Source organism: Roseovarius atlanticus (assembly GCF_019802205.1).
GTDB lineage: Bacteria > Pseudomonadota > Alphaproteobacteria > Rhodobacterales > Rhodobacteraceae > Roseovarius > Roseovarius atlanticus_A.
In genome coordinates, this window is record NZ_JAHVHQ010000003.1 from 526,901 (window position 1) to 550,079 (window position 23,179).

The window sequence follows — 23,179 nt, forward strand, 5'->3', positions numbered from 1 at the left end:
GGTGCGCCCAGAAAATTCGTGCGAATTTTCTGGGCTTGAGAATTTTCGTACGAAAATTCTGGCCGCTTACAGCCCGAGTTTTTGGGCGACGATCTGGTTGACGGCCTTGGGGTTGGCCTTGCCGCCCGTGGCCTTCATCACCTGGCCGACGAACCAGCCGGCGAGCTTGGGATTGACCTTGGCCTTTTCCACCTGGGCGGGGTTGTCGGCGATGATCTGGTCCACGGCCGTCTCGATGGCGCCTGTATCCGTCACCTGTTTCATGCCGCGTTCTTCGACAATCTGCGCGGGGTCGCCGCCCTCGGTATAGACGATCTCGAAGAGGTCCTTGGCGATCTTGCCGGAGATGGCGTCGGAGGCGATGAGATCGACGATACCGCCCAGTTGTGCAGGTGACACGGGGCTGTCGGTGATGTCGTGGTCGTCCTTTTTCAGGCGGCCGAAAAGCTCGTTGATGACCCAGTTGGCGGTCAGCTTGCCGTCGCGGCCCGCGGCGGCTTCCTCGAAGAAGGCGGCGTTCTCGTGCTCGGCGGTGAGGACGTTGGCGTCGTATTCGCTAAGGCCGAAATCCTTGACGAAGCGGGCCTTCTTCTCGTCCGGGAGTTCGGGCAGGGAGGCGGCGATGTCGTCCACCCAGCCCTGTTCGATCTCCAGCGGGAGGAGGTCCGGGTCGGGGAAGTAGCGGTAATCATGCGCCTCTTCCTTGGAGCGCATGGAGCGGGTTTCGTTCTTGTCCGGGTCGTAGAGCCGGGTTTCCTGATCGACCTTGCCGCCGCCCTCGACGATGGCGATCTGGCGGCGGGCCTCATAGTCGATGGCCATCTGGATGAAGCGCATGGAGTTCATGTTCTTGATCTCGCACCGGGTGCCGAGATGCGAGAAATCGCCGGTCTCGCGGTATTTCTCGTAGGCGCCGGGCTGGCAGATGGAGACGTTGACGTCCGCCCTCAAGTTGCCGTTCTGCATGTTGCCGTCGCAGGTGCCCAGGTAGCGCAGGATCTGGCGCAGCTTGCCCACGTAGGCGGCGGCCTCTTCGGGGCCGCGGATATCCGGGCGGCTGACGATTTCCATCAGGCAGACGCCGGTGCGGTTGAGGTCGACGAAGGACATGGCGGGGTCCATGTCGTGAATGGACTTGCCCGCGTCCTGTTCCATGTGGATGCGCTCGATCCGCACGAGACGGGCGATGCCCGGCTCCATGTCCACGAGGATTTCGCCTTCGCCCACCAGCGGCTCGTAAAGCTGCGAGATCTGGTAGCCCTGCGGCAGGTCGGGGTAGAAGTAGTTCTTGCGGTCGAAGGCGGATTTGAGGTTGATCTGCGCCTTGAGGCCGAGGCCGGTGCGCACCGCCTGTTCGACGCAGAATTCGTTGATCACGGGCAGCATGCCGGGCATGGCGGCGTCGACGAAGGCGACGTTGGAATTGGGCTCGGCGCCGAAGCGGGTGGAGGCGCCGGAAAAGAGCTTGGCGTTCGAGGCCACCTGCGCGTGGACCTCCATCCCGATGACGAGTTCCCAGTCCTGTTTCGCCCCGGCGATCACCTTGGGTTTCGGGGTCTCATAGGTCAGGTCCAGCATGGGTTGCGCGCTCCGTTCAAGGTATCAGCGCGGTTCTAGGCCAGAGCGGGCGCGCGGGCAAGGGCGTCTGCACCGAGGCCCGCAGCGGGACGGGCTCGGTGACGCCGGCGGATCTAGCCGGGATGCGAGGGCTGCACGGGCGGCACCTGGGCTAGCCAGAGGGCGTGGAAATCGGGCAGGCCGAGGGTGGCGACGGTTTCATGGTCGGGGCCGAGGATTTCGTAGATCATGCCGTCGGTGCCGCGATTGCTGAACCAGGCGATGCAGTCGATGTCGCCGCCGCCCTCGCTGTGCGGGGGACCGCCTGCCGGTTTCTCGACGAAGCTGAGGGTGGGGCGGATCTCGGTCAGGGTGCCGGAGGCGTCGTAGAGGCGCAGCTCTCCCTGCAGGATGAGGGTGCTGTAATCGGCGTGGTGGCGGTGCAGCAGGATACGCTGGTTCGCCGCGAATTTGAGGAGCAGGTCGACGGTTTTCGCGTCCGGGTCCACTTTCAGGATGTGATACCAGACGTGGTCGAACCCTTCGAGCGCGTTCCAGGTGACATTGGACTGGTCGAGTAGGCCGGCGGCGGGCGCCGGTGGGGCCGGGGGCCGGCTGAGGTTGGTGTCGGTCATTCTGTCCTCCGGTGGAAATGCCGGCAGGATATCATGGCGCGGGGCGGCGACGCTTGCCAATCGGTGCCAGGGGCTGTTTGCTGAGCGAGCCGGGCGCGCGGTGGCCCCGGCGCGGCGCGGGGAGGCGCGGCGGATGCGGGGCTATACACGGGCAAGTGCGCTGGGGCCGATCGCCGAGGTCGTCGAGGGGCGGGGCGGTTCGATCGAACGGGTCTTTCGCAGCGTCGACCTGCCGCTGGCGCTGCTGGACAATCCCGAGATGGCGCTGCCCCTGCAGGAACAATTCCGGGTGCTGAGCGCTGCGGGGCGTGAAACCGGCGATGCGTTTTTCGGCGCGACTTTGGGGCGCGAGGTGAAAGCCGCGAAGCTGAGCGACTTCGGCCGGTGGATCGGGGAAGCGCCGACCCTGGCGGGGTCGATCGACCGGGCGAACCGATGCCTCAACCGATACCTGCAGACGGCGACCGACCTGACATTGCGGATGCGCGGGGATCGGGCCTGCTGGTCGATCGGGTTTCTCGATCCGGGCGGGGACGGGCGGTTCCAGAACGAGTTGCTGGGCGTGAGCTATCTGATCGACGCGGTGCGCTTTTATGCCGGGCCGGGCTGGCGGCCGGCGCTGGTGCACGCGACCTGCGCCGGACGGGCGGAGGCGGCGGCGCTGGAACGGGTCTTCGGTGCGCCGGTGCGGCATGGCGCGCGGGTCTCGGCGGTGGAGTTCGACCTGTCGCTGCTGGCGGCGCCCGGTCCGCAAGCCGGCAGGGCCGAGGGCGGCGGGGGGCCGGAGCTGCCGCTGGCGCGGGGGCCGGCCGGCGAGGTGGCGGCGTTGGCGGCGATCGCGCTCTTGGAGGGGCAGCCGCGCATCGACTGGGCGGCGGGCAAGCTGGGCATGAGCCGGCGGTCGCTGCAGCGCGTCCTGGACCGCGAGGGGGTGTTGTTCCGCGACGTGCTGGACGGGATGTTGCGGGATCGCGCCCTGGAGATGGTGCGGGCGGGGGGCGTGCCGCTGACCGATATCGCGCAGCGGCTGGGCTACAGCGACGCGGCGCATTTCAGCCGCGCCTTTCGCCGCTGGACCGGGACGACGCCATCGGAGGTCCGCGCCCGGGCCGCCGCCGGGCGGCTGCGTGGGACGCAGTGACGGGCCGGCCGGGGGCGGCGCGCTTGGCAACCGGAGGGGTTGAGGGGTAGGATGATGGCATTGCTTTATGGTTGTGCCGGGTTTTCCGGCGACACGTCATTTCGAGAAAGGCCTTTGCCATGCCCAAGAACATCATCCTGCTGTGCGACGGGACGTCGAACGAGATTGCCCGCAACCGGACCAATATCCTGCGGCTTTACGGCTGTCTGAAGAAGGACGAGCACCAGTTGGTGTTCTACGATCCCGGGGTGGGGACCTTCGGGGCCGAGAATGCCTGGCTGTCGTTCTGGCGCAGGGCGGTGGAGATCTGGGGGCTGATCACCGGCTGGGGGCTGGATGCCAACGTGAAGGAGGCGTACCGCTTCCTGGTGGAGCATTACGATGACGGCACGCGCGAGAACGTGGCCGACGAGGAGCCCGACCGCATCTATATCATCGGGTTCAGCCGGGGGGCCTATACCGCGCGGGTCCTGGCGGGGTTCATCCATGCGCTGGGGCTGATCGAGGCGCGCAATTTGAACCTGCTGAACTATGCCTACCGGGCCTACAAGAATATCGGGCAGGCAACGGGCCGGGACGTGACCGATGCGCGCGAGCCCGAGCGCAACCCCTTTGCCGAGGTGCGGCTGTTCGAGCGGATGCTGCGGCCAAGGCGGCCGGCGATCCGGGCGCTGGGTCTCTTTGACACGGTGGGGTCGGTGATCGAGTGGAGCGCGCGCCTGCCGCGGATCCGCAACCATGCGCATGTCAGCGAGAACCCGTCGGTGCAATCGGTGCGCCACGCGCTGGCGATCGACGAGCGGCGCACGATGTATTTGCCGACGCCCTGGCCCGGGGGCGGCGAATACTGGGGCGGCGCATTCCGGCCCCGCGACGAGAGCAGGATCGCGCCGCAGGACGTGGACGAGGTGTGGTTCTCGGGCGTGCATGGCGACGTGGGCGGCGGCTATCCCGAAAAGCGCAGCCAGCTGGCGAAGTTTCCGCTGAAATGGATGATCGACGAGCTGCGCCCGCTGGGGGTGAAGTTCAAGGAACCGACGGTGCGGCGGCTGGTGCTGGGCGAGGATGCGGACGGGCGCTATGTGGCGCCCGATCCGCTGGCGCGGCCCAACGAGTCGATGACGTGGGGGTGGAAGGTGGTCGAGTTCCTGCCGTTCTACAAGACGCGCTACAGCCTGAGCCGGCGCGGGACGTTCCTGGGGTTCTACCTGCCGCTCTGCGAGTACCGGCATATTCCCGATGGCGCGCGGGTGCATGGCTCGGTCTTTGCGCGGCGCGGGACGACGGCGGATTATCCGCAGCCGAATATCCCCGACGATCATGTGGTTGTGGGAGACGGGGATGGGGACGCGTGACGGAGGCGAGCGTCAGCCCCTGGGGTGGCGATCCAACGGCAATTCTGAAGCACTTTATGCCTGCCAGATACATCCTCGGAAGGAGCGTGGCGCCCAGCCTCGCCAAATCGCCAGCCCAAGGGAGGGGCTGACGATGGCCGGGCCGCTGCGCGGCTGTTAACCGGCTGGATGGTCGATACCAGTGTCTCTCACGGGCTCGTACCGGACATTCGCTGCGGTAAAGATGAATGGCCGAAATGCGAGCGAAACGGCCATTCGATTATCGCTAGCTCAAGATTTTTTCAAAGCAGATTGAATTGTTCCGGCCAGCGTATTTTCCGTAATTTGCAAGCTGCTTGTAGTTGTGTTTCTTGTAGAAGTGCACTGCCTTATGATTTGCGACCCGAGTGGACAACCAAACCCTCGAGTAACCTAGGCTGGTGGCATGTTCCTCAAGAGCACTCAACAAGAGCGAGCCCAAGCCCTTTTCAGCGTACATCCTCTTAAGTTCCACAATTCCCTCAGAAATCGGCCTGAGGGCACCACATGCGATGGGAATGTCATCGTCGTATCCAACAAAAAAGGCCGAGCGCGTTTGTCTAACATCATCGGCATCGAAAGATGACTGGCCAGTATCACCAACAGCTTCCAGAAGAGTTTCTGAAAGGCGTGAAAGAACGCATTTAGCGTCCGGGTGATCTGGGTCGCACTCAAATATCTTCATAACAATTTTCTACTTTGAACGGCGTCGATGCTGCAACGCGGAAAGATGTCAGATGGGCTCGCAGCCGCCTTTCGCCGCACCTGCGAGGCTCTGAGACCCTCCAAGGTCCGCTGTGCGGGACCTTGCTGCCGTTTACGACGGAGGCGAGCGTCAGCCCCTGGGGTGGCGATCCGACGGCAGTTAAAAAGCACTTTATGCCTGACAGATACATCCTCGGAAGGAGCGTGGCGCCCAGCCTCGCCAAATCGCCAGCCCAAGGGAGGGGCTGACGATGGCCGGGCCGCTGCGCGGCTGTTAACCGGCTGGATGCTCGATACCAGTGTCTCTCTCGGACTCGAACCGGACATATAAGACGTTTGATCTACAGCCCGGCGCGGAAACAGGCCGCAGGCCCCGCGCCATCGCCGGGCCGCCCCCACGGCCCGGCGATTGGGTGAAGTTCGGTGCTTCGCTCCATCCTGTTTCGGATTTGGCCTGGATAAAGTGCTGCCGAACTACCGTCGGATCGCCGCGCCGCGGCCCGTCGATGGCGCTCGGGAATATAGATCACACTTATCCGCAAAGGGCTCGCACCGGACATTCGCTGCGATAAAGATGAATGGCCGAAATGCGGACGAAGCGGACGTTATTTTCTGGCAACGCGCGGCGGGCTTTGCCCCTGTTCCGCGCGAGCGCTTTGTGGCTCAGAGCGCGGGCAGGCGGTACATGCCCTGGCGCGAGAAGGCGAGCGAGGAGCCGTCGGCGATATGGCCGGCGAAGCGGGCGGCGATGATGCGCAGGGCGGTCTGGCGGCCCTTGGCGATGAGCGCGCGGCGCGATGGCAGAAGCGGCGCGTGGCCCGGCATCAGCAGGGTCTGGGACCAGATCAGGGGGTGCAGTTCCTGCAGGTGATGTTCGAGAATCCAGTCGACGCAGTCGTGGATCTCGGCCCGCGTGCGGTCGGCATGGGGCGAGAGCACCCGGTCGCCCGCGCCGGGGGCCATGGCGATGGCGCAGAAGGCGGCCAGAAGGTTGATCACGTGCTGGTCGTCCTTGCGGGCGAGGATGTCGCGCAGCCCCTCGACGAAGAAGCCCGGTTCGAGCAGGTCGAGCGCGCGCGGCTCCAGCGCCAGGGCGTCGAGATAGGCCCAGGTGTAGGCCCCGGCACCCCAGGTGTCCTGGGTGCGGGCGGTGACGCGGCGGGCGGCGACCTCGAGCGCCTTCACGCCACCGGCATAGGGCGGCAGGATGTGGCGGCCAAGCGCGCGGATATGGCGGTGGCCGTCGGGGTCGAGCGCGATCAGCGCCTCGTATTCCTCGGCCACGCGGCGGCCGCGCTTGTCACAGGCGGCGATCAGGGCGCAGCGGGCGGCGGCGATCGAGGGCGCGTCGATGGCGGGGCCGTCATAGGGCTCCAGGATGGCGTCGGCGCTGGCGATATGGCCGGCAATGGCGCGGGCCGCGGTGGCGGGATCGTCGCGGGCGGCGATGTTGCGCCAGGCCCAGGCGATATCGATATGCGCCAGCGCCACGACGAGGGCCGTGGGGTAGTCGCCCGGCATCTCGTCGAGCACTTCTTCCAGCGCCTCGATGGCCTCTGGCGCCGGGGGCTGGCCGTCATGCAGCGAATCCTCGGCGGCGGCGACGATATCGCCGCGCGCGCCCTGGGCCAGCAGAAGCGAGGCGGTTTCGCCGCCGGGCGTGGCCAGACGCGTGTGATCGGCGTACTGGATCTTGTCCGACAGGGCCTGCCACGCTTCCTGCCGGGCGAGTTTCTGGCCGCGGTCCTGGTGGGTGGCGCGGGCCATTTCCTCGTCCGAGACGGGCAGCGAGGGCACGATGATGCGCTTGGCCAGCGAATCGATATCCTCGGTCGAGCGGCGCGGCGCCGGGCCCGGGCGGGCGGGCGCGCTGCGCGCGGCGAACCACTTGCGCAGGCCGCGGGGCGGCTTGGTGGACGGGGGGAGGGGCGCGTCGCCTTGCGCGCCGTCATGTCGGGACTGTCGTGCCATACCTTCGGCCTGCTCGTAATGTCGGGTTCTTTGTGACAGGGCAATCCGGCCAAAAAGCGGCGGTGACGCGGAGACAAGAGGGAAATTGCCCATGGTCTCAACAGTCTTGCCTTGGCGCGGGGTTCCGGGCAGACTGCGCCGATGCTCAGGTTCGCTGCCCTTGTGATATGCCTGTGCTTTCAGTCACTTGCCGCGGCCGAGGAGGACGGCGTGGTGCTGAGGGACGGAGTGGTGACACGGGTGTCGCCGCCCGCGCGCGACGGCAATGTGCCGCGCACGCGGTGGGAACATGTGGGCGGGTCGCGCCTGTGGACCCGCGCGGCGCTGGCGGCGCTGAAGGATCACGGCAAGCCCCTGACCGACATGGTGCCGCGCGACATCGAGGAGTGGTGCCCGGCCTATCCCGATGCCAGCCCGGCGCAGCGGCGGGCCTTCTGGGTGGGGTTCCTGTCGGCGCTGGTCAAGCACGAGAGCACCTATCGGTCCCGCGCCGTGGGCGGCGGCGGGCGGTGGTACGGGCTGACGCAGATTCTGCCGGCAACGGCAAGGCTTTACGGGTGTCGCGGCCGGAGCGGGGGGGAGCTGAAGCACGGTCCGACGAACCTGAGCTGCGCGATCCGGATCATGGCCAAGACGGTGACGCGGGACGGCGTGGTGTCGCGTGGGATGCGCGGCGTGGCGGCTGATTGGGGGCCGCTGCACAGCGGCAGCAAGCGGCGCGACATGATGGCGTGGACGCGGCGGCAAACCTATTGCAAGCCGATGAGCACCGTGCGCCCGCGTCTGCGGCCCGACGACCTGGTAGTGGTTCGGACGCTGCCCGCGCCCGAGCCCGAGGCGATCGGGACCGAACCCGCGGTGCAGGACCTGCCCGATGTGGTGGGACGCGCGCCGGCGGCGGAGACGCCCGAGGCGCAGGAGGTGCCGGCGGCGGCGGATGCCGCGCCCGAGCCGCAGCCGATTCCGGTCAGCGAATAGTCCTGATCATTTGATGTGGAAGGCGCGGCGGATCTCGTCGAGCGCCCCGCGCCGGTCAGCTGCCCCGGATGCGGGTCACCATTTCGGTCGTGTCGGGGCTGAGGTCGGGCGTGGCGAGGATGCGGTCGAGCTGGGCGGTGATGAGGCCCTGGCGCGTGTCGTCGTAGCGCCGCCAGGTCTCGAAGGCCGAGCACATCCGCGCGGTGGTTTGCGGGTTGAGGGGGTCGAGCCGGATCAGCCAGTCCGCCAGAAGGTCGTAGCCCGCGCCGGAGGCGTGGTGAAAGCCCGCCGCGTTCATCGTCAGCGCACCCAGGGTGGCGCGGAAGCGGTTGGGGTTTTTCATCGTGAAATCAGGATGTTCGGTGAGGCGGGCCGCCGTGGCCGCCGCATCCTCGGGGGCGGCGTGGACGACCTGCATCATGAACCACTTGTCGATCACCAGGCGGTCGTTCTGCCACTGGTTGTAGAAGGACTGTGTGGCCGCCGCGCCCTTGCCGGCCTGAAGCAGGCAGGAGAAGGCGGCAAGCTGTTGCGTCATGTTGTCGGCGCCGTCGAACTGTTTTTGCGCCTGCGCGCCGCCGTCGAGGCGATTGATCAGGCTGAGGGCGGCGTTGGCGAGCGACCGGGCGCCGGATTGTGCGGCGTCGGGCCGGTAGGGCTCGGACACCTGGAACTGGGCATAAAGCCGCGTGGCGGTGTCCTGCATCCGCTCGGCGCGGGCGTGGCGCAGGGTCTCGATGGCGTCCCAGATGGCCTGCGGATCGGGGGTGGTGCCGGTGTCGAACAGGGTCTGGGCGAGGTCGTCCTGGCTGGGCAGGCCGAGGGCGAGGGCGCGGAAGGCCGGGTCGAGGCTGTCGTCGCGGGCCACTGTGTGCACGGCGTCGATATAGGCCTCGTCGGGCGCGGCGCCGTCGCGGATCATTGCGACAAGGGCGTCGCGGGCAAGATCGCGGCCCGCCTCCCACTTGTTGAAGGGGTCGGTGTCGTGGGCGAGCAGGAAGGCGCGTTCGTCGTTGGTGGTCTCGCGTTCGACGATCACCGGCGCGGAGAAGCCGCGGAGGATGGACGGGACGGGTTTCGACGACAGTCCATCGAAGGTAAAGCTTTGTTTTTCTTCGGTCATTTCGAGCACCTTGGTGGGCTGCACCTCGTCGCCGTTGGGCGACAGCAGGCCGACGGCGATGGGAATGACGCGGGGCGGCTTGTCGTCCTGCCCGGGGGTGGGCGGTGTGTGCTGTTCGAAGGTGAGGGTGTAGGTGCCGTCGGTGAAATCGTCCGTGACCGAGACGCGCGGGGTGCCGGCGTCCTCGTACCAGCGCTTGAACTGGGAGAGGTCGCGGCCGGTGGTGTCCTCGAACACCTTGAGCCAATCCTCGATCGTGGCGGCGTCGCCGTCGTGGCGGGTGAAATAGAGGTCGAGGGCCTTGTAATAGGCGTCGTCGCCGACGAGGGTTTTCAGCATCCCGATCAGCTCGGCGCCTTTTTCGTAGACGGTGGCGGTGTAGAAATTGTTGATCTCGACAAAGCTGGCGGGGCGGACGGGGTGGGCGAGCGGCCCGTTATCCTCGCGGAATTGCCGCGCGCGCAGGGTGATGACGTCGTCGATGCGCTTGACGGGTTCCGAGCGCATGTCGGCGGTGAACTGGGCGTCGCGGAAGACGGTCAGACCCTCCTTGAGGCAGAGCTGGAACCAGTCGCGGCAGGTGATGCGGTTGCCGGTCCAGTTGTGGAAATATTCATGCGCGATGATCGCCTCGATCCGTTCGAAATTCATGTCGGTCGAGGTTTCGGGGCTGGCCAGCACGGCGGAGGAGTTGAAGATGTTCAGCCCCTTGTTTTCCATCGCGCCCATGTTGAAATCGTCGACCGCGACGATGTTGAAGATGTCGAGATCGTATTCGCGGCCATAGACGTCCTCGTCCCATTTCATGGACTTCTTCAGCGCCTCCATTCCGAAGGCGCATTTGTGCTCGTCGCCGGGGCGGACCCAGATGTTGAGCTCGACTTTCTTGCCGGATTTGGTGGTGAAGCTGTCGGGGTGGTTGATCAGGTCACCGGCCACCAGTGCGAAGAGATAGGCCGGTTTGGGCCAGGGATCGTGCCATTCGGCAAAGCCGTCGCCCGTATTGCCGGGGTTGCCGTTGGAGAGCTTGATTGTCTCGTCGCCCTCGATGCGGACGTCAAAGGTAGCCATCACATCGGGGCGGTCGGGGTAATAGGTGATCTTGCGAAAGCCCTCGGCCTCGCACTGGGTGCAATACATGCCGTTCGACATGTAGAGGCCTTCGAGGGCGGTGTTGTTTATGGGCGCGATCTCGACCTCGGCCTCGAACGTGAAGGGGGCGTCGGGGGCGGCGACGGTGAGGCCGCGGGATGTGACCTCCGGCGTGACCTCGGTGCCGTCGATGCGGGCGGCGATCAGGGTCAGATCCTCGCCGTCGAGGCGCAGGGGGCCGCCGGGCCCGTCGGGATTGGGGCGGAAGGCGATCTTGCTGATGACGCGGGTCTTTTCCGGGTCGAGACGGAAGGTGAGCGAGACATGATCGACCAGATGCGCGGGGGGCGTGTAGTCGGCCAGATAGATCGGCTGGGGGGCGGCGTCTTTCATCGCGTGTCTCTCCGTCTGGGAAGGTTCGCGCGGAGGGTAGGGCGATGCGAAAGGGGAGGCAACGTGGAAACGGGAGGCGGGTGCAGACGGACGCCCCCCGGCCCCCGGGCGCCGGGATGCAATGTGGCGCCCCGACGGGTGCGGTGCCCCCGCCTGCGCCCTGAAACTAGGCGACGGGGCTTGGGAAATGGTTAACAGGGCGGCAAATTTGCAGTCCCGCTTGTGCGCCTGTTGAGGTTTTCTTATTCGTTGGTGATATTATCCTAAAGTCGCAACCGCAGCAGACGAAGGACACACATGACGCGCCCCGTGATCGGCATAATCGGCAACAGCTACGCCATCGACGACCGCTACCCCGTGCACGCGGTGGGGCGGATGAACTCGGAAGCGGTGTCGGAGGTGTCGGACTGTATCCCGATGCTGGTGGCCAGCGATCCGGCGCTGGTGAGCGTCGAGGAATTGATGGCGATCTGCGACGGGTTCGTGCTGACCGGCGGGCGGCCCAATATCCATCCCGAGGAATATGGCGAGGCGCCGACCGAGGCGCATGGCGCGTTCGACCGCGAGCGCGATGCGCTGACCCTGCCGCTGGTGCGGGCCTGCGTGGCGCAAGGGCAGCCGATCCTTGGCATCTGCCGCGGCTTCCAGGAGGTGAACGTGGCGCTGGGCGGCACGCTGCATCCCGAGATCCGCGACCTGCCCGGGCGGGACAATCACCGGATGCCGCCCGACGGCACGCTGGAGGAGAAGTTCGCGCTGCGCCACGAGGTCACGTTTTCCGAGGGCGGCGTGTTCCATCGGCTGATGGGGGCGGACAAGGTGATGACCAACACGCTGCACGGCCAGGGGATCGTCAGGCCCGGCAAGGGGATCATCATCGACGGCCACGCGCCTGACGGCACGCCCGAGGCGGTCTATATCGACGGAGCGCCGGGCTTTGCGCTGGCGGTGCAATGGCACCCGGAGTGGAATGCCGGGAACGACCCGGTCAGCCGCTGCCTGTTCGAGGCGCTGGGCGAGGCCGCCCGCAAATGGCAGGCGGGCGCGCGTGGCCCCGCGCTGCGCCTGGCGTGAACGGGACGGCGTGAAGGCGCGCCGGGCGACACCCCCGGGCTAGTAGAACGCGCCGCCGGTGTCTTCGATCAGAAGGGCGGCCTCGTGTTTCCTGAGGCAGGTGCGGGCGGTTTCCAGGTGGTGGCCCGGCGCGGTGCGCAATTCGGGGAAAAGCGCGAACAGCTCTTCGCGGGCGGGCTCTGCGATGGCGCCCAGGCCGACATCGCCGGCGTGAAAGCTCTCGGTGGCGTAGCCTTCGGCGTAGATCACCTCGTGGTGGTCGAACATCAGGTGAATATAGGTGACCTCGTCGCAGGGCTGGCGCAGGACCTCGCGGCCATCGACCAGGTGTGTCGCGGGCACCAGAACTTCGCTTTCCCCGAACAGAAGCTCGGCGCGGTAGCCGGTATAGAGTATGCGGTGCTGGGGCGAGACCAGCAGGCCCTTGCGCGTGGGGTCGAGCGCGGCCGCGCCGACGCGGATCGGGGCGAAGCGGCCATGGCCCTTTACGGTGCGCTTGCCGATCCAGCGGATCGGGCGCAGGCCCTGGTCGCGGGTGACGACGAGGTCGCCGGGTTGCAGCGTTTCGATGGGACGGTCGCCGTGGCTGGTGAGGATCATCGTGCCGGGGGTGAAACAGATGATGTTCTCGATCTCGGAGAAGGTGACGGGCGTGCCGTCGGCCATGGTGAAGCTGCCCGAGAGGCCGCCCGCCGCGTCGTCGGTATTGGAGAACGTGATTGAGTCGCGGCTGACGTCCGGGGTGAGGATCAGCGTGTCGCCTTTGGTTTCATCGCCTTCTCCGCCGGTGATGTCGATGGCGGCGTTGCCGGTGCCGGTGGTGTCGAGATCGGTCAGGCGGAACGTGTCGTCGCCGTCGCCGCCCTGCACGGTGTCGCCCTGGTCGACGAGGATTTCGTCGTTGCCCGTGCCCGCGTCGATCTGATCGGCCCCGCTGCCGCCGTCGATCGTGTCGTTGCCCGTGCCCGAATTGATCGTGTCGTCGCCTGCCCCCGCCAGAACCGAATCGTCGTTGGTGCCGGTGGCGTTGTCGGCGGCGTCGATGGCGTCGCCCTCGGGATCGCCGGTATATCCGGCGTCGATCAGATCTGCGCCGCCGGTGCCGGTGACGATGTCGTCGGGCGCGGGGATGCCCATGGCCGCCAGCGCGTCCTCGTCCAAAAGGTCGGCCGGGGCGATACCGACAAGGGTGATGCTGTCGCCGTTGGGAAAGCCGAGCAGCGCGTTGCCGAATCCGTCGTCGCCCACGGTGATGTCGCGGGTGTTGAGCCGGTTGCCCGCGGCGTCGGTCGCGCCGGAAAGGTCGATCTGATCGTGGCCGGTGAAGGTGCCGTCGCCGTTGTCGGTGGGCCCTTCGAAGCCGGTGACGGTGTCGGCGCCGTCGCCATCGGAGAAAACCAGCGTGTCGGTGGCGCCGTCCTCTGCGCCCAGGTCGATGCGGTCGTTGCCGGCGCCGCCGGCGACGGTATCTTCGCCCGCGCCTGTCAGCAGCGTGTCGTCGCCGTCTTCGCCGAGGACGGAATCGGCGCCGCCCGGTGCGGCGGTGGTGGCGTGGAGTTCCACCGCGTCGAGCGACACGCCTTCGGAATCGCTGGCCCCGCCGCCGCGGAATTCCAGCGTGCCGGTGCCGTCGCCCGCGCCGCCGGTGAGAGTGTAGGTGTAGGTCTGCCAGCCGCCATCGGGCGGGTCGATGGTGTCGACCAGCTGGCCGTTCCAGTAAACCTGGAGCGTGTTGTCCTGCGCCGTGCCGTCATCGGCGCCGGACAGATCGCCCGCGTCGAAGCTGAGCTGGTAGAGCCCGCCCGGCTGAAGGCCCGCGACGGTTTGCGAGATCGCGAGGTGCTGGCCTGCGTTGCCTTCCATGTCGAGCCAGTTGGTGCCATCGGTCGCCGAGAGCCCGCCGCGGCCGTCATTGTGAACATCGATAAGGCTGCCGCCGGAATCGGTCCATCCCGGCACGCTGCCGGTGGTGCTTTGGAAGCCATAGCCCGTGGGCGTCATGCCGGTGGTGTCTTCGAAAGACCCGTTGACGATCAGGTTTGGGCCGGTGGGCGTGACCTCGTCCGCCGAGATGCGGTCGTTGCCGGTGCCGCCGAGGATGGTGTCGGCCCCGTCGCCGCCGAAGATGTGATCCGCCCCGCCGTCGCCGCCCAGGTAGTCATCTCCGGTGCCGCCGTGCAGCGTATCGTCGCCGGCGGTGCCATAGGCGGTGTCGTTGCCGCCCTCGGCGAAGACGAGGCTGCCGGTCGCGGAGGAGTCGAGGCCCGGCGCGTCGTCGATGAGATCGTCGCCGTCGCCCGCGCGGACGGTATCGGCGCCGTCGCCATAGTGGATCGTGTCGTTGCCGCCGCCGGTGGTGATGGTTTCGGCCGAGCTGTCGCCGATGATGCGGTGATCGCCGCCCCCGACGTCGAGCGTTTCGAAATAGTCGAGCAGGGTGCCGCCGCCGAGGGTGGCGTCGGAGGCGCCGCCATAGCCCGCTTCGCCCACGGTAAAGGTCGTGGTGCCATCGCTGAGGATGATCCGGCCCGATGCCTTGTCGATGTCGATGTCGAAATTCGACGGCAGGCCGGAGATGTCGAGCGCGTGGCCGCCCCCGGCTTCCGAGATGGCGGCCCAGAAGGCAGGGTCGTTCCAGTTGGCGGTGGTGACGACATAGGTGGTCATGGCACTTCGACACCCCGCATGTGGTGCGACGCCGTGACCGATACCGGCAGGTGGGGGCTGTGAGGGGCCCGGTTTCTCATTCTGTCTGCTCGATCTGCCTGGGTAACCGCCAGCCCTTCGGGGCCGGTCATTTGAAGCTCAGGCTAGGGTCCGCCGGTGACGGGATTCAGCAGTAAATGAGGCTAAAAAATGGAATTTGCCTGCAATGCGAGGTAGTTTCACGCGGCCATGGCAAGGCGCTGCCTGCCGTCCACCAGAAGACGTGCCTCGTGGGGTTTGAGGCATAGGCGGGCGGTGTCGCCATAGGCGGTGAGATCGCCGCGCAGGTGCGGGAAGACGCGGAACATATCCTCGCGCGAGGCGTCCGAGAGTGCGCCCACGCCCACGTCGGCGGCGTGAAAGCTCTCGGTCGCCGCGCCTTCGGCATACACGATTTCGTGCCGGTCGAGCATCATGTGGAAATAGGTCACCAGCCGGCGTTCGGCGATGCGCACGTCGTGCTCGAGGCCGACGAGGTGCTTCGCGGCCACGAGAACCTCGCTTTCGCCAAAGAGAAGCTGGGCGCGGTAGCCCGAGAACATCAGCCGGTGCTGCGGCGAGACCAGGAGCGGGCGGCGCGCGCCGTCCATGACCGTCGAATTGACGGCGATGGGGGCGAACTTGCCGCGGCCTTCGACCGTGCGGTGGCCCATCCAGCGAATCGGCTGGGGGCCGCTGTCGCGGGTGATGACCAGATCGCCCGGGCGCAACGTTTCGATGGCGCGTTCGCCCTGCGGCGTCAGGATGCGGGTGCCGGGGGTGAAGCAGATGATGTTCTCGATTTCCGAGAAGCTTACCGTGGTGCCGTCGGGCAGGGTGAAATTGCCCGAGAGCCCGCCCGTATCGTCGTCGGTGTCGGTGAAGGTGATGTCGTGGCGGCTGACATCGGGCGTCAGGCGCAGCGTGTCGCCGTTGGTCTCGCCGCCTTCGCCGCCGACGATGGTGATCGTGCCGGAGCCGGCCTCGCCCAGGTCGCCCAGCACGAAGAGGTCGTCGCCGTCGCCGCCAAAGGCGCTGTCGCCCTCGGCCAGGTACATCTCGTCATCGCCGAGGCCGCCGTGGAGCGTGTCGGCCCCGGTGCCGCCGATCAGCGTGTCGTTTCCCGCCCCGCCGAAGATGGCGTCGTTGCCGGCACCGCCGCTGAGGCTGTCATCGCCGCCGGACGCGACTGGCGGACCTATGACGTGGCTGCTGTCCGCGAGGTCCGAGGTGACGCCACCGGGTGTGGTGACCTGCCCCGAGATGACTTCGTCCCCGGCGTTTTCCCAGTGCCGGACCTCGATGGTGTATATGCGTCCCGCTTCCAGCTCGACGGTACCCGACCGGGTGGTCGCGCCCTGGTGGAAGTCGTTGTTCATGTAGTCGGCCGTGCCGCCGCCCTGGTTGGTGAAGGTCACAGGGTTGCCGTTTTCATCCAGCAGCCGGATGGTCGAGCCGTCGTCCGAGGTTGTCGAGAACGTGTAGGTGCCGCCTTCGGAGGCCAGGAACTGCGAGGTGTAGATCACACCGAAGTCATCGGGGTCGCCGGTCGTGCCACGGGCCTCGTTCACGAGGGTATCCGAATTGAAGCCATCCGACTGACCCGAGCCGACGAGCGTGCCCGACTCGATGTTGAAGGCCTGTCCGTTGGCGGCCCCGAAATCGTAGTTGTAGACCCGGTAGTCCCATTGCCCCGTGGCGGGCGCGTCGTCGCCGTAGATGACGTCATCGCCGTCGCCGCCGGTGACGGTGTCGGAGCCGCCCTCGGCGTAGATCGTGTCGTTGCCGGTGCCGCCGTCGATGCTGTCGTCGCCGGGCTCCCCGTCGCCGAGCTGGTAGTCGGCGTCGAGCCGGTCGGCGCCGATGGTGGCGCTGTCGTTGCTGAGCGTGCCGAGCGTGATCGACTGGATCGGCTGGCTGGTCAGGATCGCGTTGTCGGCGTTGTTCGTCAGCTCGGGCAGCATGAAGGTTTCGCCCGTGGTGGTCTGGATGACCACGGCGGTGAAGGGCTCGGAGGTGCCGTCGGTGAAGGTGACGGTGGCGTTGTAGACGAGGCCGGAATCGATCTGGTAGGTGACACCGTCGATGACGATGGTCTCGGGCGTCTGGCCGTTGTCGTCGGATTGCAGCGTGCCGTCGCCGTTGCTGTCGAAGGTCTGGGCCGACACAAGCTGCTGGTAGAGCGGGTCGTCGCTGCTGCCGTAGGTGCCGCTCAGCGCGGCCGCGTTCTCGCTGGCGGTGTTGGTCTCTGTCGGGTCCACGTCCGCCGCGTTGCCGAGCCGGAACACGCTGAAGGTGCTGCCCACTATGTTGGTGCCGCCCGAGCTGCTGGATTCGCGCGGGTCGCTGTCGCCGTAGAGGATGTCGTTGCCCGAGCCGCCGAGGATCGTGTCGTCGCCCGAGCCACCGTAGACGGTGTCGTCGGCCAGCCCGGCGTCGACGCTGTCATTGCCCGCGCCGGCATGGATGAGGTCGGCATTGAGCCCCGCGCCGGTGCCGTCGCCGCCATCGGCCACGTCGCCCTGCGGGTCGTCGCTATAGCTGTCGTCGATGGTGTCGTCGCCATCGGTGCCGTCGACGATCTGGTCGGTGTAGTCCTGCGCGCTGAAGGCGATGTCGCCCGCCGCGGCGTTGGGGTTGGAGTCGTAGGCCTGCACCTGGTAGCTGCGGCCGGCCACTAGCGGCACCTCGGACAGGGTGTAGTTGCCGCTGGCGGCGCCGTCCTCGACCTCGAACTGGATGACCTGGAAGGTCTGGCCCGTGACGGTGTCGCGCAGGGTCCAGACAAGCTCGGCGTCGACGTCCGATGCGACCGAGGTGTTGCCGCCCACGGTGACATTCGCCGTGGCGGATTCGCCGCCCGCGCTGTCGTCGTCGAGGGTGTATTCCTGGATGCCCGTCTCGTTGTCGGTGATGACGGCGGTGCCCGTGGCAGTGCCGGGACCGCTCCAGGTGAAAGTGCTGCCGGTGCCGGTCGGGATGTTGCCGGCCGGGTTGTAATTGTAGAACTTGACCTCGTAGGTGGCCATGGTCTTCCTGCCTTCCTTTATCCGTCCGCGGTCTTGTGCCGCGTGACCCGGGCGCATTCGTCTGCTGCTCTTGCGCCGGTTGTTTCCAATGCGGATACAGAACCTCCGTGGCCGGAAGGCGGGAGATTTTTGGCGATTTTGAGATAAATTGGGTCTTTTTGCGGGCGTGACCTTCGGGCGTCAGACGAGCGTCAGAGGCCCAGCTCGGCCCGCTTCTTTTTGGTCAGGCCGGCCACGACCATGTCGTAGGAGGCCTTTATGTGGTCTTTCAGGCTGTCGTCGGAGAGGCCGGGATCGGCGTGGACCTGGAGCCATTTCATGCCGCGGGAGGCGAGATAGGGGGCCGGGCGGATGCCGGGCTGGTCCTGGAGCACGTCAAAGGCGATGTCGGAGGCCTTGAACGTGTAGGCGTCGCGCCCCTCGTTCCAGCCGGCGATGGCAAAAACCTTGCCGCCGACCTTCCAGACATCCGCGTTGCCCCATTGCACCACGTGGCTGGTGGCGGGCAGCGCCGCGCAGAAGGTCATGAACGCGTCGCGGGACAGCATTGTCAGACCTGGCCGCCGGCGATCTCGATGGTCTGGCCGTTGACGCTTTCGGATCCCGGCCCGCAGAGCCACGCGACGGCGGCGGCGACCTCGTCGGGGGCGATCAGGCGCTTGTGGCGGTTGGCGTCGACCATCATGGAGCGGGCGGTGTCGGCGTCGACCCCGGCGCGGGCGCTGATGGCATCGACATTGCGGGTGATGATGTCGGTGTCGACATAGCCGGGGCAGACCGCGTTGAAGGTGAAGAGGCTGCCCATGTAATCCTCGGAGAGGGCGCGGATGAGGCCGATCAGCCCGTGCTTGGAGGCGGAGTAGGCGGCGGCGCCCTTGAGGCCCCTGAGCCCCGCGATGGAGGAGATCGCCACCACGCGCCCCCAGTCGGTGGTTTTCATCGAGGCCATCGCGCTGCGGATGGTCCAGAACGCACCGTCGAGGTTGGTGGCCATGGTGCGGTGCCAGAAATCGGTGTCGGTCTTCGACAGGCTGCGGCCCTCGGCGATGCCGGCATTGGGCACGCAGACCTGGATGGGCCCGCGTGCGGCGACGGAGGCGGCGATGCCTTCGACCACGCTGGCCTCGTCGCGCACGTCCATCGGTTGCGGGTGCAGGCCGTGGGCGCTGGCGGCCTTTTCCAGAACCTCGGGGCGGCGGCCGGTGATGGTGACCTCGGCGCCGTTGCCTTGCAGCGCGCGGGCGATGGCCAGACCGATGCCGGTGCCGCCGCCGGTGACCAGTGCGTGTTTTCCTGTCAGTGTCATGCGCATGACTGTGCCGCAGGGCGGACGGCTTGCCAAGGGCGCGATTCCTGCGGCAGAAATCGGGATGGAAAATACGTATTCTCCATTCCAAAATTTGCGCAAATTTTGGACCCGCCCAGAAGGAGACCGGCGTGCTGAAATGGATCGACATACCGCCCGTCTGGCTGGCGGGGGCGGCGGCGCTGGCGTGGGTGCAGGCGTCGCACTATCCGGCGGGGCTGAGCTTTGGGGGGGGCTGGGCGGATTTCGCGGGCGGGCTTCTGGTCGGCGGTGGGCTTGTGCTGATGGCGCTCGCGCTGATGGAGCTCAGGCGCCACCGGACCACACCGATTCCGCATCAGGAGGCGGAGCGGCTGGTGACCTCGGGCATCTACAAGCGCAGCCGCAACCCGATCTACCTGGGCGACGCGCTGATCCTCGCGGGGTTGATCCTGCGCTGGGACGCGGTGCTGAGCCTGCCGCTGGTCCCGGTTTTCGTCTGGGTGATCGAGCGGCGCTTCATTCTGCCCGAGGAAGACCGACTGCGACGAAAGTTTCGAATGAATTTCGCGCAATACTGTCATAAGACCCGACGTTGGGTTTGACACCCTGCGACAATCGCTACATTCCAAGGTGATAAATTTTGTGTGATAAGGCGTACCCGACCTTTAGGGTGCGGAAAGCGACAGGCCGAGGGGCCGCCACAAGTGACCGTCAGAAAACGGGGGGAGTGAAAGTTGAAGATCGGAACACCAAAAGAGGTGATGGAAGGCGAAGCGCGGGTGGCGATGACGCCGGACTCGGCGCTGCAACTTCAGAAGCTGGGCCATGATTGTGCCATCGAGGCCGGAGCGGGGGAGGCCGCCGGTTTCTCGGATGCCGATTACAAGGAGGCCGGTGTCGAGATCATCAAGTCGGCCGCGGCGCTGTGGAAGGCCAGCGACATCGTCGTCAAGGTGCGCGTGCCCACCGACACCGAGGTCAAGCGCCTGACCAAGGGCCAGACCCTTATTTCCTTCTTCAATCCCGGTGGCAACGAAGAGCAGATGAAGATCGCCGCCGAGAAGGGCGCGACCGTCATCGCGATGGAATCGGTGCCGCGGATCAGCCGCGCGCAGAAGATGGACGCGTTGTCGTCCATGGCCAATATCGCCGGCTATCGCGCGGTGATCGAGGCGGGCAGCAATTTCGGCCGTTTCTTCACCGGGCAGGTCACGGCGGCGGGCAAGGTGCCCCCGGCCAAGGTGCTGGTGGTGGGCGCGGGCGTTGCGGGGCTTGCCGCGATCGGCACCTCGACCAGCCTGGGCGCGATCACATACGCCTTCGACGTGCGGCCCGAAGTGGCCGAGCAGATCGAATCGATGGGGGCCGAATTCGTGTTCCTCGATTTCGAGGAAGAGCAGAAGGACGGGTCGTCGACCGGCGGCTATGCCGCGCCGTCGAGCCCCGAGTTCCAGGAAAAGCAGCTTGAGAAATTCCGCGAGCTGGCGCCGGACATCGACATCGTCATCACCACGGCCCTGATCCCGAACCGGCCCGCGCCGGTGCTGTGGACCAAGGACATGGTCGAGATGATGAAGCCGGGGTCGGTGATCGTGGACCTGGCCGCCGAGCGCGGCGGCAACTGCGAGCTGACCCAGAAGGACGAAAAGATCGTCACCGACAACAAGGTGACCATCGTGGGCTATACCGACTTTCCCAGCCGGATGGCGACGCAATCCTCGACGCTTTATGCCACCAACATCCGTCACATGCTGACCGACCTGACGCCCGAGAAGGACGGCAAGGTCGATCACAACATGGAAGACGACGTGATCCGGGGCGCGACGGTCACCCACAAGGGCGAGGTCACCTATCCGCCGCCACCGCCCAAGGTGTCGGCCATCGCCGCGGCCCCGAAGAAGGAAAAGCCCAAGGAACTGACGCCGGAAGAGAAGAAGGCGCAGGAAAAGGCGGCCTTCAAGAAGCAGACCATGAACCAGGTGGGCCTTCTGGGCGTCGGCGCGTTCCTGGTGTTGCTGGTGGGCACCGTGGCGCCGGCGAGCTTCATGCAGCACTTCATCGTCTTCGTGCTGTCGGTCTTTATCGGGTTCCAGGTGATCTGGGGCGTGGCGCACAGCCTGCACACGCCGCTGATGGCCGTGACGAACGCGATTTCGTCGATCATCATCCTGGGGGCGCTGACGCAGATCGGCTCGACCTCCTACCTCATCACGCTGCTGGCCGGTCTCGGCATCTTCATGGCGGCGATCAACATTTTCGGCGGCTTCCTGGTGACACGGCGCATGCTCGCCATGTTCCAGAAATCGTAAGGGGGTAAGGGACGATGGATTTCGGATTTACCATTGCGGCCTACGCGGTCGCGGCAGTTCTCTTCATCCTCAGCCTGGGCGGTCTGTCGGGGCAGGAAAGCGCGAAACGCGCGGTGTGGTACGGCATTGCCGGCATGGCGATTGCGGTTCTGGCGACGCTGATCGGCCCCGGTGCGGGGCTGTGGCTGGTGTCGCTGATCATGATCGCGGGCGGCGCCGTGGTGGGCTATCAGCTGGCCACCAAGGTGCAGATGACGCAGATGCCCGAGCTGGTGGCGATCATGCACAGCCTCGTGGGTCTGGCGGCGGTCTTCGTCGGCTTCAACGCCGATATCGAGCTGGGGCGCATCGCGGCCGAGTTCGCCGAGGCGGGCCTGCCATTCCCGCGGCCCGAGGAAGTGACGGCGGAAGGCGTGGCCTTCGCCAAGCAGTTCAGCGGGTTTGCGGCCATCGTGGCCAAGAAGACGGCGGTGGAAGTGTCGATCCTGAAGGTCGAGCTGGTGCTGGGCATCTGGATCGGCGCGGTGACCTTCACCGGGTCGGTGATTGCCTATGGCAAGCTGGCGGGCAAGGTCGATTCAGCGGCCAAGAAGCTGCCGGGCGGGCATATCCTGAACGCCGTCGCGGCGGGCCTGTCGCTGGTGCTGGCGATCATGTACCTGAGCGGGTCGGGCAGCTGGACGCTGGTCGTTCTGACGCTGCTGGCGCTTTTCATCGGGTATCACCTGATCATGGGGATCGGCGGTGCGGACATGCCCGTGGTGGTCTCGATGCTGAACAGCTATTCCGGCTGGGCGGCGGCGGCCATCGGCTTCAGCCTGGGCAATGACCTCCTGATCGTGGTGGGGGCTCTGGTGGGCTCGTCCGGTGCGATCCTGAGCTACATCATGTGCAAGGCGATGAACCGATCCTTCGTCAGCGTGATCCTGGGGGGCTTCGGCGGCTCCAGCGGTCCGGCGGCGGAAGTCGAGGGCGAACAGGTGCCGATCGACGCCGACGGCGTGGCGAACGCCCTCAACGAGGCCGACAGCGTGATCATCGTGCCGGGATACGGCATGGCGGTGGCGCAGGCGCAGCAGGCGGTCAGCGAGCTGACCAACAAGCTGCGCGGCCAAGGCAAGTCCGTGCGGTTCGCGATTCACCCCGTGGCGGGGCGTCTGCCGGGGCACATGAACGTGCTTCTGGCCGAGGCCAAGGTGCCGTATGACATCGTGCTGGAAATGGAGGAGATCAACGACGATTTCCCCGATACCGACGTGGTGATCGTGATCGGCTCGAACGACATCGTGAACCCCGCCGCGCAGGACGATCCCAACAGCCCCATTGCGGGCATGCCGGTGCTGGAGGTCTGGAAGGCCAAGAACGTCTTCGTGTCCAAGCGCGGGCAGGGCACGGGATACTCGGGGATCGAGAACCCGCTGTTCTTCAAGGACAACACGCGGATGTTCTATGGCGACGCCAAGGACAGCGTCACGGCGCTGTTGTCGAAGATCGGGTAAGGCCCGACCTCATGGAATTGGAAAGGGCCCGCCGGGTGGCGGGCCTTTTTCGTTGGCGCGCGGCGGAGGTCCCGGATCAGGTCCGGGACGAGTGGGCGGGCGTCGGTTGCGGGTTGCATAATGTATATACAATGCATATAGATATAATATGCGCTCGTCGTAGGAACGGCAGGAGGCGCAGGACATATCTGAAAGGAAGACACGATGGCGAAGAAAGCCAAGATCAAATCGCTGAAACAGGAAGTGGCCAACCGCAAGAAGAAGGTCGCCAAGCAGGAGGCCAAGCTGAAGAAGGCCAAGAAGGCGCTGAAGAAAGCGGCCTGAGCG

General features: G+C 66.3%; 16 protein-coding genes. 7 read left to right on the top strand and 9 right to left on the bottom strand.

Features of this window, described 5'->3' with window-relative positions; genetic code table 11:
• Nucleotides 1-66: 66 nt before the first annotated feature.
• Nucleotides 67-1,578, bottom strand: coding sequence for an Asp-tRNA(Asn)/Glu-tRNA(Gln) amidotransferase subunit GatB (gatB, locus tag KUV49_RS08410; protein ID WP_222449560.1), 1,512 nt, complete (start codon nucleotides 1,576-1,578; stop codon nucleotides 67-69).
• Between the two features lie 113 nt (nucleotides 1,579-1,691).
• Nucleotides 1,692-2,192: a hypothetical protein gene (locus KUV49_RS08415; protein ID WP_222449561.1), complete on the bottom strand. Its 501-nt coding sequence runs from the start codon at nucleotides 2,190-2,192 to the stop codon at nucleotides 1,692-1,694.
• A 133-nt stretch (nucleotides 2,193-2,325) separates the two neighbouring features.
• Here KUV49_RS08415 and KUV49_RS08420 point away from each other — a divergent pair, with 133 nt between their 5' ends.
• Nucleotides 2,326-3,333: an AraC family transcriptional regulator gene (locus KUV49_RS08420; protein ID WP_222449562.1), complete on the top strand. Its 1,008-nt coding sequence runs from the start codon at nucleotides 2,326-2,328 to the stop codon at nucleotides 3,331-3,333.
• 119 nt (nucleotides 3,334-3,452) lie between these two features.
• Nucleotides 3,453-4,688 carry a T6SS phospholipase effector Tle1-like catalytic domain-containing protein gene (locus KUV49_RS08425; protein ID WP_222449563.1) on the top strand — a complete coding sequence of 412 codons (1,236 nt, stop codon included), beginning with the start codon at nucleotides 3,453-3,455 and terminating at the stop codon, nucleotides 4,686-4,688.
• A gap of 265 nt (nucleotides 4,689-4,953) precedes the next feature.
• Here KUV49_RS08425 and KUV49_RS08430 read toward each other — a convergent pair whose 3' ends face one another.
• Both KUV49_RS08430 and KUV49_RS08435 read right to left on the bottom strand, forming a co-directional pair.
• Entirely contained in the window at nucleotides 4,954-5,391 is a 438-nt protein-coding gene (locus KUV49_RS08430) for a GNAT family N-acetyltransferase (protein WP_222449564.1), read from the bottom strand.
• 683 nt (nucleotides 5,392-6,074) lie between these two features.
• Nucleotides 6,075-7,382, bottom strand: a complete 1,308-nt coding sequence (locus tag KUV49_RS08435; protein ID WP_222449565.1) for a hypothetical protein — start codon at nucleotides 7,380-7,382, stop codon at nucleotides 6,075-6,077.
• A gap of 141 nt (nucleotides 7,383-7,523) precedes the next feature.
• On the opposite strand from KUV49_RS08435, the gene KUV49_RS08440 reads away from it, so the two are divergent.
• Nucleotides 7,524-8,360 carry a transglycosylase SLT domain-containing protein gene (locus KUV49_RS08440; RefSeq protein WP_222449566.1) on the top strand — a complete coding sequence of 279 codons (837 nt, stop codon included), beginning with the start codon at nucleotides 7,524-7,526 and terminating at the stop codon, nucleotides 8,358-8,360.
• 55 nt (nucleotides 8,361-8,415) lie between these two features.
• Here the strand turns inward: KUV49_RS08440 and pepN are convergent, their stop codons facing one another.
• Complete coding sequence (gene pepN, locus KUV49_RS08445) at nucleotides 8,416-10,968, bottom strand: aminopeptidase N (RefSeq protein ID WP_222449567.1); 2,553 nt, start codon at nucleotides 10,966-10,968, stop codon at nucleotides 8,416-8,418.
• 297 nt (nucleotides 10,969-11,265) lie between these two features.
• Here pepN and KUV49_RS08450 point away from each other — a divergent pair, with 297 nt between their 5' ends.
• The gene (locus KUV49_RS08450; protein WP_222449568.1) at nucleotides 11,266-12,042 is read left to right on the top strand and encodes a gamma-glutamyl-gamma-aminobutyrate hydrolase family protein; all 777 of its coding nucleotides are present in this window, start codon (nucleotides 11,266-11,268) and stop codon (nucleotides 12,040-12,042) included.
• A gap of 39 nt (nucleotides 12,043-12,081) precedes the next feature.
• On the opposite strand, the gene KUV49_RS08455 is transcribed toward KUV49_RS08450, so the two are convergent.
• From KUV49_RS08455 to KUV49_RS08470, 4 genes are all read right to left on the bottom strand, one after another.
• Entirely contained in the window at nucleotides 12,082-14,709 is a 2,628-nt protein-coding gene (locus KUV49_RS08455) for a Hint domain-containing protein (protein WP_222449569.1), read from the bottom strand.
• Nucleotides 14,710-14,927: 218 nt separating this feature from the next.
• Nucleotides 14,928-17,756 carry a Hint domain-containing protein gene (locus KUV49_RS08460; protein WP_222449570.1) on the bottom strand — a complete coding sequence of 943 codons (2,829 nt, stop codon included), beginning with the start codon at nucleotides 17,754-17,756 and terminating at the stop codon, nucleotides 14,928-14,930.
• Between the two features lie 191 nt (nucleotides 17,757-17,947).
• Entirely contained in the window at nucleotides 17,948-18,304 is a 357-nt protein-coding gene (locus tag KUV49_RS08465) for an MmcQ/YjbR family DNA-binding protein (protein ID WP_410000762.1), read from the bottom strand.
• A gap of 2 nt (nucleotides 18,305-18,306) precedes the next feature.
• A complete protein-coding gene (locus tag KUV49_RS08470) occupies nucleotides 18,307-19,062 on the bottom strand; it encodes an SDR family NAD(P)-dependent oxidoreductase (protein WP_222449571.1) in 756 nt (251 codons plus the stop codon).
• A 134-nt stretch (nucleotides 19,063-19,196) separates the two neighbouring features.
• On the opposite strand from KUV49_RS08470, the gene KUV49_RS08475 reads away from it, so the two are divergent.
• The 3 genes from KUV49_RS08475 to KUV49_RS08485 all read left to right on the top strand — a co-directional run bounded on the left by KUV49_RS08475 (nucleotide 19,197) and on the right by KUV49_RS08485 (nucleotide 22,852).
• On the top strand, nucleotides 19,197-19,646 hold the full coding sequence (locus KUV49_RS08475) for a methyltransferase family protein (RefSeq protein ID WP_222450938.1): 450 nt from the start codon (nucleotides 19,197-19,199) through the stop codon (nucleotides 19,644-19,646).
• A 132-nt stretch (nucleotides 19,647-19,778) separates the two neighbouring features.
• Nucleotides 19,779-21,353: a Re/Si-specific NAD(P)(+) transhydrogenase subunit alpha gene (locus KUV49_RS08480; RefSeq protein ID WP_222449572.1), complete on the top strand. Its 1,575-nt coding sequence runs from the start codon at nucleotides 19,779-19,781 to the stop codon at nucleotides 21,351-21,353.
• 14 nt (nucleotides 21,354-21,367) lie between these two features.
• Nucleotides 21,368-22,852, top strand: coding sequence for an NAD(P)(+) transhydrogenase (Re/Si-specific) subunit beta (locus tag KUV49_RS08485; protein WP_222449573.1), 1,485 nt, complete (start codon nucleotides 21,368-21,370; stop codon nucleotides 22,850-22,852).
• Nucleotides 22,853-23,179 lie beyond the last annotated feature (327 nt).